The 15912-nt window shown below is 71.0% G+C and carries 12 protein-coding genes; 8 read left to right on the forward strand and 4 right to left on the reverse strand.

Features of this window, described 5'->3' with window-relative positions; all coding sequences use genetic code 11:
• The first annotated feature begins 2 nt into the window (after nt 1–2).
• Both nla6 and G4D86_RS46645 read left to right on the forward strand, forming a co-directional pair.
• The gene (gene nla6, locus G4D86_RS46640; protein ID WP_164001940.1) at nt 3–1445 is read left to right on the forward strand and encodes an enhancer binding protein Nla6; all 1443 of its coding nucleotides are present in this window, start codon (nt 3–5) and stop codon (nt 1443–1445) included.
• 275 nt (nt 1446–1720) lie between these two features.
• A complete protein-coding gene (locus G4D86_RS46645) occupies nt 1721–3688 on the forward strand; it encodes an ArsA family ATPase (RefSeq protein ID WP_164001942.1) in 1968 nt (655 codons plus the stop codon).
• A 206-nt stretch (nt 3689–3894) separates the two neighbouring features.
• Here the strand turns inward: G4D86_RS46645 and G4D86_RS46650 are convergent, their stop codons facing one another.
• Nucleotides 3895–4581, reverse strand: coding sequence for a tetratricopeptide repeat protein (locus G4D86_RS46650; protein ID WP_205520373.1), 687 nt, complete (start codon nt 4579–4581; stop codon nt 3895–3897).
• A gap of 93 nt (nt 4582–4674) precedes the next feature.
• Here G4D86_RS46650 and G4D86_RS46655 point away from each other — a divergent pair, with 93 nt between their 5' ends.
• The 3 genes from G4D86_RS46655 to cmk are packed head-to-tail and all read left to right on the forward strand — an operon-like array spanning nt 4675 to nt 7445.
• Nucleotides 4675–5643, forward strand: a complete 969-nt coding sequence (locus G4D86_RS46655) for an acetyl-CoA carboxylase carboxyltransferase subunit alpha (protein ID WP_164001944.1) — start codon at nt 4675–4677, stop codon at nt 5641–5643.
• A 21-nt stretch (nt 5644–5664) separates the two neighbouring features.
• A complete protein-coding gene (gene hisC, locus G4D86_RS46660) occupies nt 5665–6756 on the forward strand; it encodes a histidinol-phosphate transaminase (protein ID WP_164001946.1) in 1092 nt (363 codons plus the stop codon).
• Entirely contained in the window at nt 6753–7445 is a 693-nt protein-coding gene (gene cmk / locus G4D86_RS46665) for a (d)CMP kinase (protein ID WP_164001948.1), read from the forward strand. Before hisC ends, cmk begins: the two co-directional genes overlap by 4 nt.
• Before the next feature lie 36 nt (nt 7446–7481).
• Here cmk and G4D86_RS46670 read toward each other — a convergent pair whose 3' ends face one another.
• Complete coding sequence (locus G4D86_RS46670; RefSeq protein WP_164001950.1) at nt 7482–9620, reverse strand: transglycosylase SLT domain-containing protein; 2139 nt, start codon at nt 9618–9620, stop codon at nt 7482–7484.
• A gap of 355 nt (nt 9621–9975) precedes the next feature.
• On the opposite strand from G4D86_RS46670, the gene G4D86_RS46675 reads away from it, so the two are divergent.
• On the forward strand, nt 9976–10209 hold the full coding sequence (locus G4D86_RS46675; protein ID WP_164001952.1) for a hypothetical protein: 234 nt from the start codon (nt 9976–9978) through the stop codon (nt 10207–10209).
• Between the two features lie 86 nt (nt 10210–10295).
• On the opposite strand, the gene G4D86_RS46680 is transcribed toward G4D86_RS46675, so the two are convergent.
• Complete coding sequence (locus tag G4D86_RS46680) at nt 10296–11813, reverse strand: CAP domain-containing protein (RefSeq protein ID WP_164001954.1); 1518 nt, start codon at nt 11811–11813, stop codon at nt 10296–10298.
• Nucleotides 11810–12109 (reverse strand): DciA family protein, encoded by a 300-nt coding sequence (locus G4D86_RS46685; protein WP_164001956.1) that lies wholly within the window; start codon nt 12107–12109, stop codon nt 11810–11812. Before G4D86_RS46685 ends, G4D86_RS46680 begins: the two co-directional genes overlap by 4 nt.
• A gap of 178 nt (nt 12110–12287) precedes the next feature.
• Here G4D86_RS46685 and G4D86_RS46690 point away from each other — a divergent pair, with 178 nt between their 5' ends.
• Together G4D86_RS46690 and G4D86_RS46695 are read left to right on the forward strand one after the other, a co-directional pair.
• Nucleotides 12288–14900, forward strand: coding sequence for a carboxypeptidase-like regulatory domain-containing protein (locus G4D86_RS46690; protein WP_164001958.1), 2613 nt, complete (start codon nt 12288–12290; stop codon nt 14898–14900).
• Nucleotides 14901–15017: 117 nt separating this feature from the next.
• Nucleotides 15018–15893: a GGDEF domain-containing protein gene (locus G4D86_RS46695; RefSeq protein ID WP_164002018.1), complete on the forward strand. Its 876-nt coding sequence runs from the start codon at nt 15018–15020 to the stop codon at nt 15891–15893.
• Nucleotides 15894–15912 lie beyond the last annotated feature (19 nt).

The raw sequence follows: 15912 nt of genomic DNA on the forward strand, positions 1-15912 counted from the left end.
TCTTGGGTAGCGCACGAATCCTGGCCGTGGATGACGAACGCGACACGTGCGAGGCGCTGGCAGAGATGCTCAGCACCTGGGGCCACAAGGTCGAGATCGCATTCGACGGGCACGACGCCCTCCGCAAGGCGGGCGAGTTCCGGCCGGACGTCGTCCTGTCGGACCTGGCCATGCCGGAGACGGATGGCCTGTGGCTGCTGCGCAACCTGAAGGAAGAGCTGCCGGATTGCCCGGTGGTGTTCCTGACGGGGCGCGGCACCATCGACGCCGCCGTGGAGGCCATCCGCGAAGGCGCCTACGACTTCATCGTCAAGCCGCTCGACACCGCGCGGCTGAAGGTCTGCATCGACCGGGCGCTGGAGAAGAAGGAGACGATGCGCGAGGTGCAGACGCTGCGCAGGCGGCTGAAGCAGCTCGGCTCCTCGGACCTCATCGCCCAGTCCGCGAACATGCGGAAGGTGATTGAGCTGGTGGAGAAGGTGGCCCCGTCCAAGGCCAGCGTGTCCATCAGCGGCGAGTCCGGCACGGGCAAGGAAGTCGTGTCGCGCGCGGTGCACAACCTGTCCCTGCGCCGCGACAAGCCCTTCATCGCCATCAACTGCGCGTCCATTCCGGCCACGCTCATCGAGTCCGAGCTGTTCGGCCACGAGCGCGGCGCCTTCACCGGCGCGGATCAGCGCCGCCCCGGCGTGTTCGAGATGGCGCACGGCGGCACGCTGTTCCTGGACGAGTTGGGCGAGATTCCCCTGGAGCTGCAGGCCAAGCTGCTGCGCGTCCTGGAAGAGGGGAAGCTGCGCCGGCTGGGCGGCAAGGGGGAGATTGAAGTCGACGTGCGCGTGCTGTGCGCCACCAACCGCGACCTCAAGCAGGAGATCAAGGCGGGCCGCTTCCGCGAGGACCTCTACTTCCGCCTCAACGTGTTCCAGATCCACCTGCCGCCCCTGCGCGAGCGGCGTGAGGACGTCCCCATCCTCGTCCAGCACTTCGTGGACAAGTACCGCGGGGACTCGGCCAAGCGCGTCAACGGCGTGCACCCCGAGGCCATGGAGGTCCTGAAGAACTACGAGTGGCCGGGCAACATCCGCGAATTGCGCAACGCGGTGGAGCGCGCGGTGATCCTCTGCGACGGGGAGCTGATCACCCGCGAGCACCTGCCGCCGGACATGGCGGGCAAGGCCCCGGAGCGCCACACCTTCCGGCTGCCCTTCGGCCTGAGCCTGGACGCGGTGGAGCGCGAGTACATCCTCGGCAGCCTCCAGCGCAACGGGAACAACAAGGCCCGGACGGCGGAGGTGCTCGGGGTGAGCGAGAAGACGCTGTACAACAAGCTCAATCGCTACGCGGCCGAGGCCCGCGCCCAGCAGTCTCCGGGCGGCCACGGCGGCCCGCTGGGCGGGCAGGGAAGCGACGGACCCATGGGCGCCAACAGCCTGGTCGTTCGCTGACCTGTCAGGTAGGAATTCCCCTCCGGATTCCGCACGCTTGGCGGGACTCGGAGGGGGCTCGAAAGGTGAGCCCGAACAGGGCCCCTCCAGCCTCGAAACCCCGCGTCAATTCTTGACTTTTGACCTCTGGACGGGGGATTCTGCGGTAATCTCCCACCCACAGGGAGGGCCCGGCCGCAGGACGTACGCACCGGGCAACTCCGACGCCTTTTTCCAGGCCGTCCAGGAGTGTGCATCAGGTGCCGCCGGGGGGGCACAAGGAAGGCCACAACCCAATGAGCGACGCGCGAGTTCTTCACTTCTTCGGCGGCAAGGGCGGGGCAGGCAAGACCACGCTCGCGGCAGCGTACGCGTTGCGGTTGTCGGAGGACGCGCCGAAGGAACGGGTGCTCCTCGTCTCGTTGGACCCGGTGCGCTCCCTGTCGGACCTGGTGAAGAAGAAGCTCACGGCGAAGCCGACGAAGCTGGTGCCGGGCAAGGGCGAGGGTGGCGTCTACGCCATGGAGCTCGAGCCCGCCACGCTGATGAAGCCCTTCCTGGCGGACTACCTGCCCGCGCTGCAGAAGGCCGCGGCGAAGGGCACGCACATCTCCGAGGAGGACATGGGCAAGCTGTACCAGCAGGCCGTCCCGGGCCTGGAGGAGCTGGTGGGGCTCTTCCACGTCGTGGATCTGCTGGAGGGCAAGGAGAAGGAGTTCGACCGGATCATCGTCGACGCCTCGCCTACGAGCCACACGCTGCGGCTGTTCGATCTGCCGGTGGGGCTGCGCAAGTTCCTGGGCTTCGTGAAGGCGGGCGGTGACAAGTCGGCCTCCACGGGCAAGGGCAAGAAGGCCGCGGAGCCCGCGGCGCCGGGCTACCTGGAGCAGCTGGGCCAGAAGGCGGAGAAGCTGCTGGCGCTGCTGAAGGACCCCGCGCGCACGGCCTTCCACCTCGTGGCGCTGGCCGAGCCGGTGCCCGAGGCGCAGACGCGCATGCTCTTCACGCAGCTGCGCGAGCGCGGGCTGCCGGTGACGGAGATCATCGTCAACCAGGTGGAGGACCGCGACGGCTGTCCGGCGTGCATGGGCCGCCGGGGCCTCCAGGCCCCTCACGTTCGCAAGTACCAGGCGCTGGACAAGGCCGTCCCGGTGAACCTGCTGGGCCGGCGCGAGCTGGCGCCGCGCGGGCTGGACGGGCTGGCCCTGCTCGCCAAGGCGTGGGCGGGTGGCAAGGAGACGAAGGCGCTGGAGTTCGCCGCCGCCGAAGGGCCGCCGGCCCTGGTGCGCGCGCCGTCCATGCCGCCCATCGCCGCGCCGCCGCTGCCTCCCACCCGGCTGATCTTCTTCGTGGGCCAGGGCGGCGTGGGCAAGAGCTCGTGCGCGGCCGCCGCCGCGGTGACGCTGACGGAGAAGGAGGGGCCGGTGCTCCTCATCTCTACGGATCCGGCGCACTCGCTGTCGGACGTGCTGCAGAGCCGGCTGACGGACACCGAGACGCAGGTGAAGGGCACCAAGGGCCTGTACGCCCGCGAGCTGGACATCTCCGGCTGGTTCAATGCCCTGCGCAAGCGCCTGAAGGAGAAGGCGGAGAAGGCCTTCGAGGGCGCACCCAAGGCGGGCAGCGAGGTGCCGGCGGATCTGCTCTACCTGCGCAACCTGCTGGACTGCGCGCCCCCGGGCATCGACGAGCTGGCGGCGCTGTCCTGCCTCACGGACGCGCTGGTGCAGGAGCGCTTCAAGCGCATCGTCGTGGACTCCTCGCCGGTGGTGACGTCGGTGCGGGTGGTGGAGCTGGCGGACACGGCCACCACGTGGCTGAACGCGCTGCACACCGCGCTGAGCAAGCACCGCGCGAAGGGCCTGGGCGACCTGGCGGACGACATCGCCGCGATGATCAAGCACGTGAAGCGCTTCGAGGAGGCGCTGGCCTCTCCCAGCGAGGCGCGCTTCGTCGTCGTCACGCGCGGCGAGGAGCTGGCCGCGGCGCGCACCGAGCGGCTGGTGGAGTACCTCAAGGAGAAGAAGCTCCCGGTGGAGCGCGTGCTCGTCAACCGCGTGGGCCCCAAGTCCACCTGCGAGAAGTGCGAGAACCGGCGCAAGCTGGAGCTGAACGCGGCGAAGGCCATTGAGAAGAAGATCGGCCTGCCCGTCACCATGGCTCCGGCGCTCGGCCGTCACCCGGCGGGCCTGCGCGAGCTGAAGGCGTTCCGCACCGCGTGGTACGCGCTGTCTCCGCCGGCCGCGAAGATCAAGGCCGCCTGAGGCGCCTGCTGGTGAGTCAAAGGGGGCCCGCCACCCGCGTGCCTCCGCCCGGTATCCGCCCCGAAAAGAACTGCCGCCCCGCCCCCCGACGCGCACGATGACCACTTGCGTCGTAGGTGCCAAGGGCCGCCTGCCCGCTCGACGTGTAAGCGTGCGGGCCACGTCACCCCGAGTGGTGGGCCTTTGTCATTCCTCGCCGGGGTGTCTCAGGCATCGCACTCGGACGGTGAGTCGGTGAACGTGCTCAGCTCGGGGAAGGTGAGGGCGCCTTTGTCGGTCAGCGTACCCACCAGCGGCGCCCGGCCCTTCAGCCGCAGCTCCACCTGGCGGCCTCGGACGACGTAGGTGCCGGGCACCTCGCCGGGACGGGGCTTCCCGTCGTCTCCCACCTGCTTCGTCCAGAGCACGGCCCTGCCGTTGGCCTGGAAGCGCAGGCCCTGGGTGGTGCCGTAGACGCCCACGCCCGGGCCGAACCAGGAGACGGCGGTCAGCAGGCGGGGCACGTCGGCCTCGCGCTCCGGGGTGCGGCCCAGCAGCCGCTGCCAGCCGAGCGTGTCGCGGATGGCGTCGAAGTCCCGGTCCACCTTCGCCCGGGCCAGCCGGCGCGCGTCCAGCTTCACCGCCTGGGTGAGGTGCTCGACGATGACGTCCCGGTGGGCGCTGTACTCGCACACCTTGCCCTGCTTGCGCAGCAGGCCCAGGGTGGCGGCGACGTTGTAGCGGGCGAGCGCATAGTCAGGCGCCTCCCGGGCGGCCTCCTGGAACTTCTCCAGGGCCTCCGGGTAGCGGCCGGCCTGGTACAGGCGGTAGCCCTCGGTGTTCAGCGTCCTCGCCGCGGGGGCGGGGACGGCGGCCGTCAGGGCCAGGGCGAGCAGCAGCGGGGCGGTGAGCATGTACCTCCGACGGAAGGCGGGCCTGCCGATTCCAAGGGGTGCGTAACCTCTTGCGCGTTGAAAGCGGCCTTACCCTGGTGCTAGTCCCGCGCCATGGCAACCAGTACCAGCTATGCGCTCGACTTCGAGCGACCCCTCATCGAGCTGGAGAAGAAGATCGAGGAGCTCAAGGTCCTGTCCACGAGCGGCTCGGTGGACTTCTCGTCCGAGATTTCCAAGCTCGAGAAGAAGGCCAAGAAGCTCCAGACGGAGATCTTCAGCGACCTGACGCGGTGGCAGGTGGTGCAGATGTCCCGCCACCCGAACCGGCCGTACTTCCTCGACTACGTCCACCACCTCTTCACGGACTTCGTGGAGCTGTGTGGAGACCGGCACTTCGGCGAGGACCCGTCGATTGTGGGCGGCTTCGCGCGCTTCGACGGCAAGCCCGTCATGGTGATGGGCCACCAGAAGGGCCGCAACACCAAGGAGAACATGGCGCGCAACTTCGGCATGCCGCGCCCGGAGGGCTACCGCAAGGCACGCCGGCTGATGGAACTGGCCGAGCGCTTCGAGAAGCCCATCCTCACCTTCGTGGACACGCCGGGCGCGTACCCGGGCATCGGCGCGGAGGAGCGCGGGCAGGCGGAGGCCATCGCCGTCAACCTGGAGGTGATGAGCGGGCTCAAGGTGCCCATCATCTCCACCGTGGTGGGCGAGGGCGGCTCGGGCGGCGCGCTGGCCATTGGCGTGGGCAACCGCGTGCTGATGCTGCAGAACAGCGTCTACTCGGTCATCTCCCCGGAGGGCTGTGCCTCCATCCTCTTCCGCGACGCCAGCAAGGCGGACAAGGCGGCGGACGCGATGAAGCTCACGGCGAAGGACCTGCTGGAGATGAAGATTGTCGACGAGGTGGTACCCGAGCCCGCGGGCGGCGCGCACCGCGACGCGCCGAAGATGGCCGAGGCGCTGGGGAAGGTTCTTCGCAAGCACCTCGGCCAGCTCGCCGAGCTGTCGCCCGATGAACTGGTGAAGGACCGGTACGAGAAGTTCCGCGCGTTGGGCGTGTTCTCCGGGCGTTGAAGGCATTACTCCAGGCCCTGCATGCGACCTCTCGTTCCACCCTACGTCGAGACCCTCAAGCCCTACGTCCCGGGCAAGCCGATTGAAGAGACCGAGCGTGAGTACGGCCTGAAGGGCGTCATCAAGCTCGCCTCGAACGAGAACCCGCTGGGCCCCTCGCCCCGTGCCGTGGAGGCCATGCGGACGGCCTCCACCGCGACGCACCTCTACCCGGACGCCACGTCCTTCCACCTCGTGCGCCGGCTGGCCACGCACGTGGGCGTGCGCCCGGAAGAGGTCGTGCTGGGCAGCGGCTCGAACGAGCTCATCGAGCTGCTCATCCGGACCTTCACCACGGCGGAAGACGAAATCCTCCTCTGCAAGGGCTCGTTCTCCGCCTACCGCATCTCCGCGCAGGCGCACGGGCGCCCGTTCGTGGAGGTGCCCATGAAGGCGGGCTACCAGTACGACCTGGAGGCCATGGCCAAGGCCATCACCCCGCGCACGCGGATGGTGTTCCTGGCCAACCCGGACAACCCCACGGGCACGGCCTTCTCGCGCCAGGCGCTGGAGGCCTTCCTCGCCGCGGTGCCTCGCGAGGTGCTGGTGGTGCACGACGAGGCCTACTTCGAGTTCGTGGAGTGGCCCGAGTACGTGAGCGCGGTGGAGCTGTTCCACCAGCACCCCAACCTCGTCGCGCTGCGCACCTTCAGCAAGATTCACGGGCTGGCTGGCGTGCGTCTGGGCTACGGCATCATGGACGCGAAGCTCGCGGGCTACGTGCACCGCACGCGCATGCCGTTCAACCTGACGGTGGTGGCGCAGGCGGCGGGCATGGCCGCGCTGGAAGATACGGAGCACGTGCAGCGCACGCGCGACAACAACCGTCAGGGCCTGCGCTACTACGCGGAGGAGCTGCCGAAGCTGGGCGCGACGCTCACGCACAGCCACGCCAACTTCGTGTTCGCGGACTTCCACCGGCCGGCCGTGGAGCTGTACGAGCTGCTCCTGCGCAAGGGCGTCATCGTCCGGCCCTTCGCGAGCCAGGGCTTCCCCACCTGCCTGCGCATCTCCGTGGGGACTCCCAAGGAAAACGAGCGCTGCGTGGTGGCACTGAAGGAGATTTTCACGTGAGCACGCGTCCCTTCATCGTCGCCATCGACGGCCCGGCCGGCGCGGGCAAGTCGTCCGTGTCCAAGCTGCTGGCGCGGCGGATGGGCTTCGCGTTGGTGGACACCGGCGCCATCTACCGCTGTGTGGCGCTGCTGGCGACGCGCGAGGGGATTGCGCTCGACGATGACGCGGCCCTGGAGGTGTTGCTGGGCCGCGTGCACATCCACTTCCAGGTGGTGGGCGAGGAGAACCACGTGTTCCTGGACGGGAAGGACGTGTCCGGGGACATCCGCACGCCGGAGATCTCCATGGCCGCGTCGCGCGTGTCGGGCCGTCCGGTGGTGCGCGCGGGGCTGTTGCAGCTCCAGCGGCGCCTGGCGCTGGAGGCGGGGAAGGGCGCCATCCTGGAGGGGCGCGACATCGGCACGGTGGTGTTCCCCGACGCGGACGCCAAGTTCTTCCTGGAGGCCAACCCCGAGGTGCGCGCGAGGCGCCGCTTCGAGGAGTTGTTCCAGAAGGGCGTGGAGAGCACGCTGGAAGAGGTGCTCGCCGACCAGATGAAGCGCGACCAGGACGACTCCGCGCGCGCGGTGGCCCCGCTCAAGGCCGCGGAGGATGCCCTCCGCGTGGACTCCAGCAGCAGCCCCCTCTCCGAGGTGGTGCACTCGCTGGAGGCCGAAATCCTGCGCCGGATGGCCGCGCGGAAGTAGGCCGCGCGGCCGTACGTCGTCAGGACGCCACGTCCGTCAGAAGGTGACGCCCTCCACCGAGGGCTCCGGCACCTTGAGCGACAGGCGCAGGCCCTTGCCATTCGCGTCGTAGAACGCGTGGTAGAGGAACAGGTCGGCCACCACCTGCTTCACGTAGCCGCGCGTTTCCTTGAACGGAATCGTCTCCACGAAGAGGTCCAGGGGCAGCGTGCCGCGCTCCTGCGTCCACTTCACCGTGGGGCCCGGGCCGGCGTTGTAGGCCGCGGCCGCGAGCACCGGGTGCCCGAAGCGCTCCATCAGCCGTGAGAGGTACCAGGCGCCGTAACGGATGTTGCGCTCGGGCGAGAAGAGGTCCGCGGGCGCGGGGGCCGGCTCCGACAGGCGCTCGGCGATGGCCGTGGCGGTGGGGGGGATGATCTGCATCAGCCCGCGCGCATCCGCCGCGCTCATGACCTCCGGCCGGAAGGCGCTCTCGCGGCGCATGATGGCCCAGACGAGGAACGGGTCCACCTTCGCCTGCGCCGCGGCCTGCTCCACCGCGTTGGAGAAGGCGCGCGGGTAGAAGGCCGCGAGCGCGTCCGGCTCGCGCGAGCCGAAGGCGCGGCCCCACAGGTAGCGCGCCGCCACCGCGTGCGCCTGGCCGTACTCGCCCAGCTTCAAGAGCGCGTGCGCGAAGGGCAGTGCCTGGTCCGCCGTGCGCAGCCGGGCCGCGTGGGCCTCCACCTCGTCCGCCGCGTCGCGGAACAGGCCCGCGCGCGTCAGCTCCATCGCCAGCTCCAGCTCCGGCGGGCGGGGCAGCTCCAGCTGCTTCGGCGGCAGCGGGAAGTGGACGGGCGGCGTGCGCCCCAGCTCCTTCAGCCGCTCGGCCGCCATCAGTGCGTAGAAGGACGCCGGCGCGGAGGTGATGAGGGCGTCGTACGCCGGGCCCACCACGTCCGCCTTGGCGCCCTCCAACTCACGGCTGCGCGCCACCCAGTAGCGCGCCTGCGGCACCATGCTGCTGCGCGGGAAGGCGTCCACCAGCGACTCCAGCGTCGTGCGGGCCTTCGCGTACTCCTCCAGCCGCAGGTGCGCGAGCGCCCGGAACCACAGCCCCTCGTCACGGCGGCGCGAGCGCGGGTAGCGCGTGTCGAAGGCGCCGAAGGACTTCACCGCGTCCGCGAAGCGTCCGCCCTGCAAGTCCAACCAGCCCGCGAAGAAGGCGCCTTCATCCCCCGCGGCCTGCGAGGGGTACTTCGCGTCCAGCGCCGCCATCAGCGTCCGGGCCCGCACGTTGTCGTCGGAGCGCAGCGCGCGCCGCGCCACCACCAGCGCCGCCTCGGAGGCCACGTCCGGCGGGCCCTTCTCCGCCACCGCGAGTGCCTTCTCCGCGTCCTCCAGTCGCTTCAGCCCGAAGAAGGCCTGCGCGCGCAGCAGCGCCACCTTCGCCTGCTGGGGCTTCGCCAGCTTCAAGCCCTTCTCCAGCGCCTCCAGCTCGTCCAGCGCCCGCTGCGACGCGCCCGCGTCCAGGAAGCCGTCCGCGCGGCGGGTGCGCTCGGCGAAGCCCAGCTTCGCGGCGGGCTTCTTGCCCTCGGTGAGCCACTTCACCGCGTCATCCGCGTAGGGGTGCGTGGGGAAGCGCAGCGCCACCGCGAGCAGGTCCGCCACCTGGCCCGCGCGGTTGCCCGAGGCGCCGCGAGAAACGCCACGCTGATACAACAGTTCCGCAGTAGGCATGGCCTTCGCGGCGCCCTCCAGCACCGCGGACGCCTCCTTCGCCTTGCCGGCCTCGAGCAGGGACTCGCCCAGGCGCGCGCGGGCGCGGGCCGCCAATTGCGCGGGAGGCTGGGCCTCCAGCACGCGCGCGAAGTCCGCGGCGGCGCCCACCGGGTCCCCGGCGTAGAAGCGCGCCTGGCCCAGGTAGAAGGCGTGGTAGGGCGCGAGGGCCGCGGGGGCAGGGTGAGCGGACAGGAGCTCTCTTGCCTCGGCCGCCTGCCCGTCCGAGAGGGCCAGCGTGCCCGCCAGCAGCGCGAGCCGCCCGGCGTCCGGGCACTTCTTCGCCACACAGGCCGCCAGCTCGTCCCGCGCAAGACTCGCCGCCTCGGATTTGTGCAGCCGCACTGCCTCCAGCGTCGCTGGAGACTGTCCCAGGGCCACCCCGGCAACCAGACCCGCCACCAGCCCGGTCCAACTCATGTGGTCTTCCTTTCCTGACGCGGCTTTGCGGCCTGCCAACGAGATGCGAAGCCCGATCATTCCCCTTGCATTCTCAGGGGGGTGGTTTGACAGAACGAGCGACAAGTCCTAGATCCCCGCGGCATCGAGGCGGTCCGGACTGTTCGTCACCCGTCAACATTCGCCGAAAGAGTCCAGGCGATTACGTGCACTTGGGTAGGAGAAGTCGACCCATTGCGTCACCTGGAGTGAATCACTATTTTGCGCGGCCGTTACGCGCCACTCCGGTTCTCCCACCAAATAGGTGGGTACGTCGTCCGGTAGCACTGCTCGTTCACAGCGCTCGGGGGGGGAAACAGCTCAGAGGGAGGGCTCCATGAAGCCGTGTCCAGCCGATCTGCCGCAAACCATCAACCCCGAGGCCGGGCCGAAGCGTGCCGGCGTCGAGACGCATCGCAACCTCAACTGCCATCACTATGACAACTGTCTGGACGAGGCCGTCCGGCGGGGTTGGCAGTCTTTCACGTGCATGAAGTGCCCCATGTACCAGCACGTGGCGCCGCCCCAGATGGGGCTCGAGGCCTACGCCACACAGCGTCGTCCCGTCTAGCGAGTGTTGCTCCACGTCCCGGGGTCGCCCCTGCTCTCTAGAAGAGGGGCGTCACGCCGGTGACGGTCGCCGCGCCCACGTGTCTTTCAGGGGACCGCGGCGTAGATGACGGCCACCCAGTACTGCTTGACGCCGAAGCGACGGGAGTCTCCCCGCACCACGCCCACGCCCACCCGGTTGTTGGTGGCGTCCGCGAGGCTGCGAGACTCCGGCAGCGCCGTCGGGTCCGACACGACGAAGAAGTCCACCGCCGCCGTGCCCGCGTCCGGCAGCACCTGGAACACCCGCTCGTGCAGCGGCGCCCCACCGGGCTGCGCCGACGGTTGGTCCAAATCCAGCGCGCGCCGCGCGTGGGCCTGCGCCAGGGCGTCCAGCGCCGCGCTGCGCTCCAGCGGTGGCAGCTTGTGCGACGTGCGCCAGCGGGCGAGCGTGTCGTAGGCCTCCTGCTGCGGGTCCGCGAAGTTCTGCACGGCGGGGGAAGCGGCGGTGTAGACCTCGGTAAGGATGGCTTCTTCCCTTCCGTCCACCTTCCGGAAGGTGACGCCCACGCCCATGAAGCGGAAGCCGGCGTCGAGCAGGTTTCGGCGGTGGCCGGGGCTGTGCTCGATGCCGAAGTGCGCGGCGAGCGGCCCGGACGCGAGGCCCAGGTTCTCCCCGGCGCGCACGTAGCGGGCGTCGTCCGGCAGTCGCTGCGTCAGCGTGGAGCCGTCCGGCGCCACGTGGGCGAAGAAGCCCTCTGACGCCATGCGGTCGCTGTACGCCTGCGCCACGCGGTCCAGCACCCGGTCCGGCGCCAATTCTGGCAGGCGGTGCGCGCGGCGCAGGGAGTTGATGCGCTCGTACACGGCCGCGCGGGCCTCGTTCAGCGTGGTGGGCTCGGTGTCCTCCGCGCGCGCGCCGCGCTGGCGGGGCACGCCGAGCTGGGTGAGGAAGAGGGCCGCCACCTCCGGACCGGCGCCCGCCTTGCCCACCACCTCCACCGTGTAGCTGCCGGGCGTGGCGAGCTCGAGGCGGGCGCAGAACTCTCCGTTGGGGCCGCGGCGGGTGATGGAGACGCGGTCCACGTCGCCGTCCGGGCGGGTGACGTAGACGTCCGGGTTGCGCAGGGGCGACACCAGGGTGCCGCAGAGCGTGCGCGCGGCGTGCTCGCCGCCAGCCAGGTTTCGCGGGAAGGGCTGCAGCTCCGCCTTGCGGTCCGACAGCAGCAGCACGAAGGCGGTGCGCTCGCCCACCCGCGCCACGCCCAGGCCGAAGTGGGAGGCCCGCTCCGCGTTGAAGTCCGTGCGCGCGAGGAAGGTCTCCAGGCCATTCTTGGGTGTCCACGCGCGGATGACGAGCGTGCGCGGTGTCGGGTCCGCGCCGCCCGCGTCGCTGACGGCCTCGGTGAGGGCGAAGAGGTCCGGCGCGCCGGTGGTGTCCTCGGTGAGCGCCTCCTGGGCGAGCCGCCGCGCCGCCGCGCCCAGGGTGGCATCCTGTATTGGCGCGCGACGGCCCACGCGCTCGAACTCGCGCACCACGTGGCGCGCGCCCGCGGCCTCCATGTCCCCCACGGACGTAGGCGGAGCCGCGGTCAGGAAGACGCCGAGCGCGAGCAGGGCAATCATCGGCCCTCCAGCCGGAACGTCAGGGCCCTCACCGAGCCCGCCCCGAGCCGCGCGTTGAGCTGCTCGCACAGCGAGGTGGCTTCGGCCTCCAGGCTCCGCGCCCATTCATCGCCGTCCACCGTCACCACCAGCGTGGTGCCCTGCAGGGCATGAGGGCGGGTGTGGCGGGCGAGGTGGGGGCCCACCACCGACGCCCACACGGGGTTCAGCGCCTGGCCACGGCCGGACTCCTCCGCGAGGCGGGCCAGCACACGGGGAAGGAGGCTTTCGAGAGTCTTGGGCTCGCTGCGCGCCATGGCGGGCGATTGTGGTTCCCGGCCACCCGAAAGCCAACCCTCGCCTTGTGTGCCGAGGGGGAAAGCGGGCGGGCGGGCACCCTGGCTGTCGGAAGGAGAGCGGTGGATGTCGGCGACCGTCGCACGGAGGTCGGCCTGCCTGTAAGGTCGCGGACGGTCCCCCCTGGAGCCGCACCGCATGAGCCCCTCACCTCGTTCCCACCCGCTGGTCGGCCCCGCGTGCGCGCTGCTGCTGCTGGCCCTGGCCGGCTGCGCGGCGGACGACAACCAGGGGTTCGACATCCCCGGAGACACGCCGCCGCCGCGCACGTGTGCGGTGGACCAGGACTGTCCGAACGCGGCGTTCTTCTTCTGCGACACCGCCGTCGCGCGCTGTGCCCCCGCGTGCCGCACCCCCTCGGACTGCCGCGCGGACCGGCGTGGCGAGTACGCGCTGCCCGAGTGCGACGGCTCGCCCCTGGGCTGCCAGTGCGACTTGAACCGGTGCCTGCCGGGTGTGTGCGCGGAGGACACGGACTGCGGTGCGGACGGGGTGTGCCGCGATGGCGCCTGCGTGACGCCGCCTTCCGCGGAGCTGGCGGATGGCTGCGAAGTGACGCCGGACGTCGTCGTGGGCCGCCCAGGCATGTCCGTCGTGTTCACGGTGTGGGCCCACGCGCGTGCGGGCACGCCGCTGGTCACCCGTGAGGGCGCGACGTGGCGCTCGCTCGCGCCGGCGGTGACGGGGGCGGGCACGGGACTCCGCGCCGCCTTCACCCTCTCCGAGCCCGGCGACGAGCGCGACGCGGTGGAGGCCCGCGTCGGAAACGCCACCTGCCGCGCCCGCATCACCGTGCTGCCCGCGGAGGTGCCGTCAGGCGGCGTGCGCGTGCTGGTGGTGGATGAGCTCACCGGGCGCCCGGTGCCGCTGGCCACCGTGGCGGTGTCCTCCATGGCCGGCAGCGTGACGGCCAGCACTGTGACGGGGCCCCAGGGCGCCGCATGGGTGCCGGCCACGGGCGAGGTGGCTCTGTCCGTCTTCCACCCGAGCTACGGCTACCTCACGCTGTCGCGCCATGACGCGACGGGCGCGCGAGATGTGCGGCTGGCCCTGCGGCGCAATCCGCTGGACCGCGCCGGCGGCGTGCGCGGCGCCTTCGACGCGGGCGAGAAACCGGATGCATCGGCGCAGGCGCTGCGGATGGGAGTCGCGGGCCTGTCGGTGCCAGGGCTCCCCGCCGAGCTGTCGCCGGAGGCGCTGCTGGGGCCCGAGCGCGAGGTGGAGGTCGGCCTGGGCAGCAGCCGGCGGCGCCTGAAGCTGCCTTCGGGCGCGGGCGTGTGGCTGGCCGGCACGCTGCCCACGGAGGTACGCGCGCCCGGCGTGACTGGTGTCTGTGACACGTCCCCGGACGGTGAGCTGGAGCCGGAGGCGGCGGTGCGCGAGGGCGCCTGTGGCACCCGCGCCGCGTGGGCCCTGCAAGGAGCGTTGCCGCTGCGGGAGCTGCCGCTGAATGCGCTGGAGCCGGGGACGGACCCGCTGCTGCTGCTGGGGCAATTGGTGCCCGGCTCGCCGCGCTTCGCCTCGACGGTGCGGCGCGACACGCGCTTCTCCCTGGCCCCCACGCCCGGCATCGACACCGGGACGCCGGACCTGGAGGCGGTGAAGTACTCGCAAGCCGTGTCCTTCGAGACAGGCGGCGTGCGGCTGGCCTTCCCCTTCGCCGTGCGCGTGCCGGAGCTGCCGCGCTACCGCGACGCATACCTGGACCGCGCCTATGTGCTGGCCATGGTGGCCGCGCCCGGCCGGGGCCTGGTGCCGCTGGGACTGGGCGCCGCGTCGAACGTGGACCCGGCGGACCCCAACACGGACAAGGACGCGCGGCTGTCCGACGCCGGGCTGGTGCTGGTGCGCATGGCCCCCGCGCACGGCGGCCTGGAGGGACAGCCGTACCGACTCGTGGTGGCCGCCACCTCCGGCGCTTCACGCGACGACGCGGCCTCCGCCGTGGCCACCACCACGTTGGTGGCGGAGCTGCCGACGCTGGACTTCGACCCGAGAGGTGACCGGCCCGTGGACCTGGGCTCGGGCTTCCTCGGCATCCCCGAGGGCGCCGCCTACAACTTCAACTCCACCACGTACCAGGGCCTGGCGGGCCGGCAGTTCCGCGCCGACGTGGACGAGCAGGCCAGCCTGGTGCGCGTCGTCTTCACCGACCGCTCCGGCCGCCGCTGGACGGTGCTGACGGACCCGGCGTCCGCCCGCGAGGGCTTTCGCGTGCCCCGTCCGCCGGCCGGCATCGAGGACCGCACCGCCTGGGGCGACGCCCTGGGCTCGCGCGCGCGCCTCCAGGTGGAGGTGCTCATCGTGGGTGGCGCGGCTTCCGGGGACAGGCTGGGCCCGGCCCGCCTGGCCGCGGCGGAGGGCCCGGGGATGGAGCACGTGAGTGACTTGACGCGCGCCGTGTCCGCACTGGATGTGGGGCGGCCGGAGGTGACGTGGTTGTACCCGGAGCTGGAGGGCCAGGCGCTCGTTCGGGGCAGCGCCGTGCGCGTGGTCGTCACCCGCTTCAAGGTGGGCTCGGGCAACGAGGCTGACGGCCATGTGCGCCTGTCCCTGAAAGGGGGCTCCGGATGCGCGGGCACCGTGCTGCTCGGGGATGAGGATGTGTCCCAGGGCCAGGGCCAGGTGGAGCTGCAGCTGCCGGCCACCTGCTCGGGCATGGGGGTGACGCTGACGGCCGAGCTGGCGGACCGCGACGGCGTCCCCCTGCGCCCGCCCGTCGCCGCCGTGCGTGGCGTGGATATCCCCTGATGGGGTAGGGCGTGGTAGGTCGCCGCTGCACCCTCGGGAGAGCCCCACCCGGACTCCCGTGTGTGACTCGCTTTCGGGATTTACCGGGTGGTAGCGTTGAAACCCTCGGGAGGCACGGTGCAGAAGGAGACGGTCGTCACGGTCATCTCGAAGATCTCCGACCGGCCGGTCAACCTCGACGCGGCGCTGGTGGTGATCTACGGATTGGACCTGGGGCGGAAGTTCGACCTCACGCGCGAGGAGACGCTCATCGGGCGCTCGTCGAAGGCGGACATCCAGATCGACCAGGAGTCGGTGAGCCGCAACCACGCGGGCATCACCAACACGCGCGAGGGCGTGCGCATCCGTGACCTCGGCTCCACCAACGGCACGTTCATCAACGACGAGCTGGTGGAGGGCACCCGCGATTTGCGCAACGGCGACCTGGTGAAGATTGGTCGCACCATCTTCAAGTACATCGCCGGCGGCAACATCGAGGCGGCGTACCACGATGAAATCTACCGGCTGACCACGATGGACGGCCTGACGCAGATCTACAACCGCCGCTACTTCGACGAGCAGCTGGACCGGGAGCTGTCGCGCAGCCGGCGCTACGAGCGCGTGCTGTCGCTGGTGCTGCTGGACATCGACCACTTCAAGAAGGTGAACGACCAGTTCGGGCACCTGGCGGGTGACTCGGTGCTGAAGCAGCTGGCGTCCACGGTGCGCACGAAGATCCGCCGCGAGGACGTCTTCGCCCGCTACGGCGGCGAGGAGTTCGCCATCCTCCTGCCGGAGGTGAGCCTGGGCGGCACGCGGCAGCTCGCGGAGAAGGCGCGGCGGTTGGTGGAGAAGCAGCGCTTCGAGTTCGACAAGCAGCCCATCCCCGTCACCGTGTCGGTGGGCATCGCCACGCTGGAGCCCCAGCACCGCGAGGCGGGAGACCTGGTGCGCACGGCGGACGAGCGGCTCTACGAGGCCAAGACGGCGGGCCGCAACCGCGTGGTGGGCTGAAGTCGCGGGGCCCCGGGGA

The sequence above is a fragment of the Pyxidicoccus caerfyrddinensis genome (assembly GCF_010894405.1).
In the GTDB taxonomy this organism is placed as follows: domain Bacteria; phylum Myxococcota; class Myxococcia; order Myxococcales; family Myxococcaceae; genus Myxococcus; species Myxococcus caerfyrddinensis.

Bases quoted from the DNA above. Each gene is read 5' to 3' on its own strand.
- G4D86_RS46645 (WP_164001942.1), top strand. From the start codon at position 1,721: ATGAGCGACGCGCGAGTTCTTCACTTCTTCGGCGGCAAGGGCGGGGCA.
- G4D86_RS46650 (WP_205520373.1), bottom strand. From the start codon at position 4,581: ATGCTCACCGCCCCGCTGCTGCTCGCCCTGGCCCTGACGGCCGCCGTC.
- G4D86_RS46655 (WP_164001944.1), top strand. From the start codon at position 4,675: ATGGCAACCAGTACCAGCTATGCGCTCGACTTCGAGCGACCCCTCATC.
- hisC (WP_164001946.1), top strand. From the start codon at position 5,665: ATGCGACCTCTCGTTCCACCCTACGTCGAGACCCTCAAGCCCTACGTC.
- G4D86_RS46670 (WP_164001950.1), bottom strand. From the start codon at position 9,620: ATGAGTTGGACCGGGCTGGTGGCGGGTCTGGTTGCCGGGGTGGCCCTG.
- G4D86_RS46675 (WP_164001952.1), top strand. From the start codon at position 9,976: ATGAAGCCGTGTCCAGCCGATCTGCCGCAAACCATCAACCCCGAGGCC.
- G4D86_RS46680 (WP_164001954.1), bottom strand. From the start codon at position 11,813: ATGATTGCCCTGCTCGCGCTCGGCGTCTTCCTGACCGCGGCTCCGCCT.
- G4D86_RS46685 (WP_164001956.1), bottom strand. From the start codon at position 12,109: ATGGCGCGCAGCGAGCCCAAGACTCTCGAAAGCCTCCTTCCCCGTGTG.
- G4D86_RS46690 (WP_164001958.1), top strand. From the start codon at position 12,288: ATGAGCCCCTCACCTCGTTCCCACCCGCTGGTCGGCCCCGCGTGCGCG.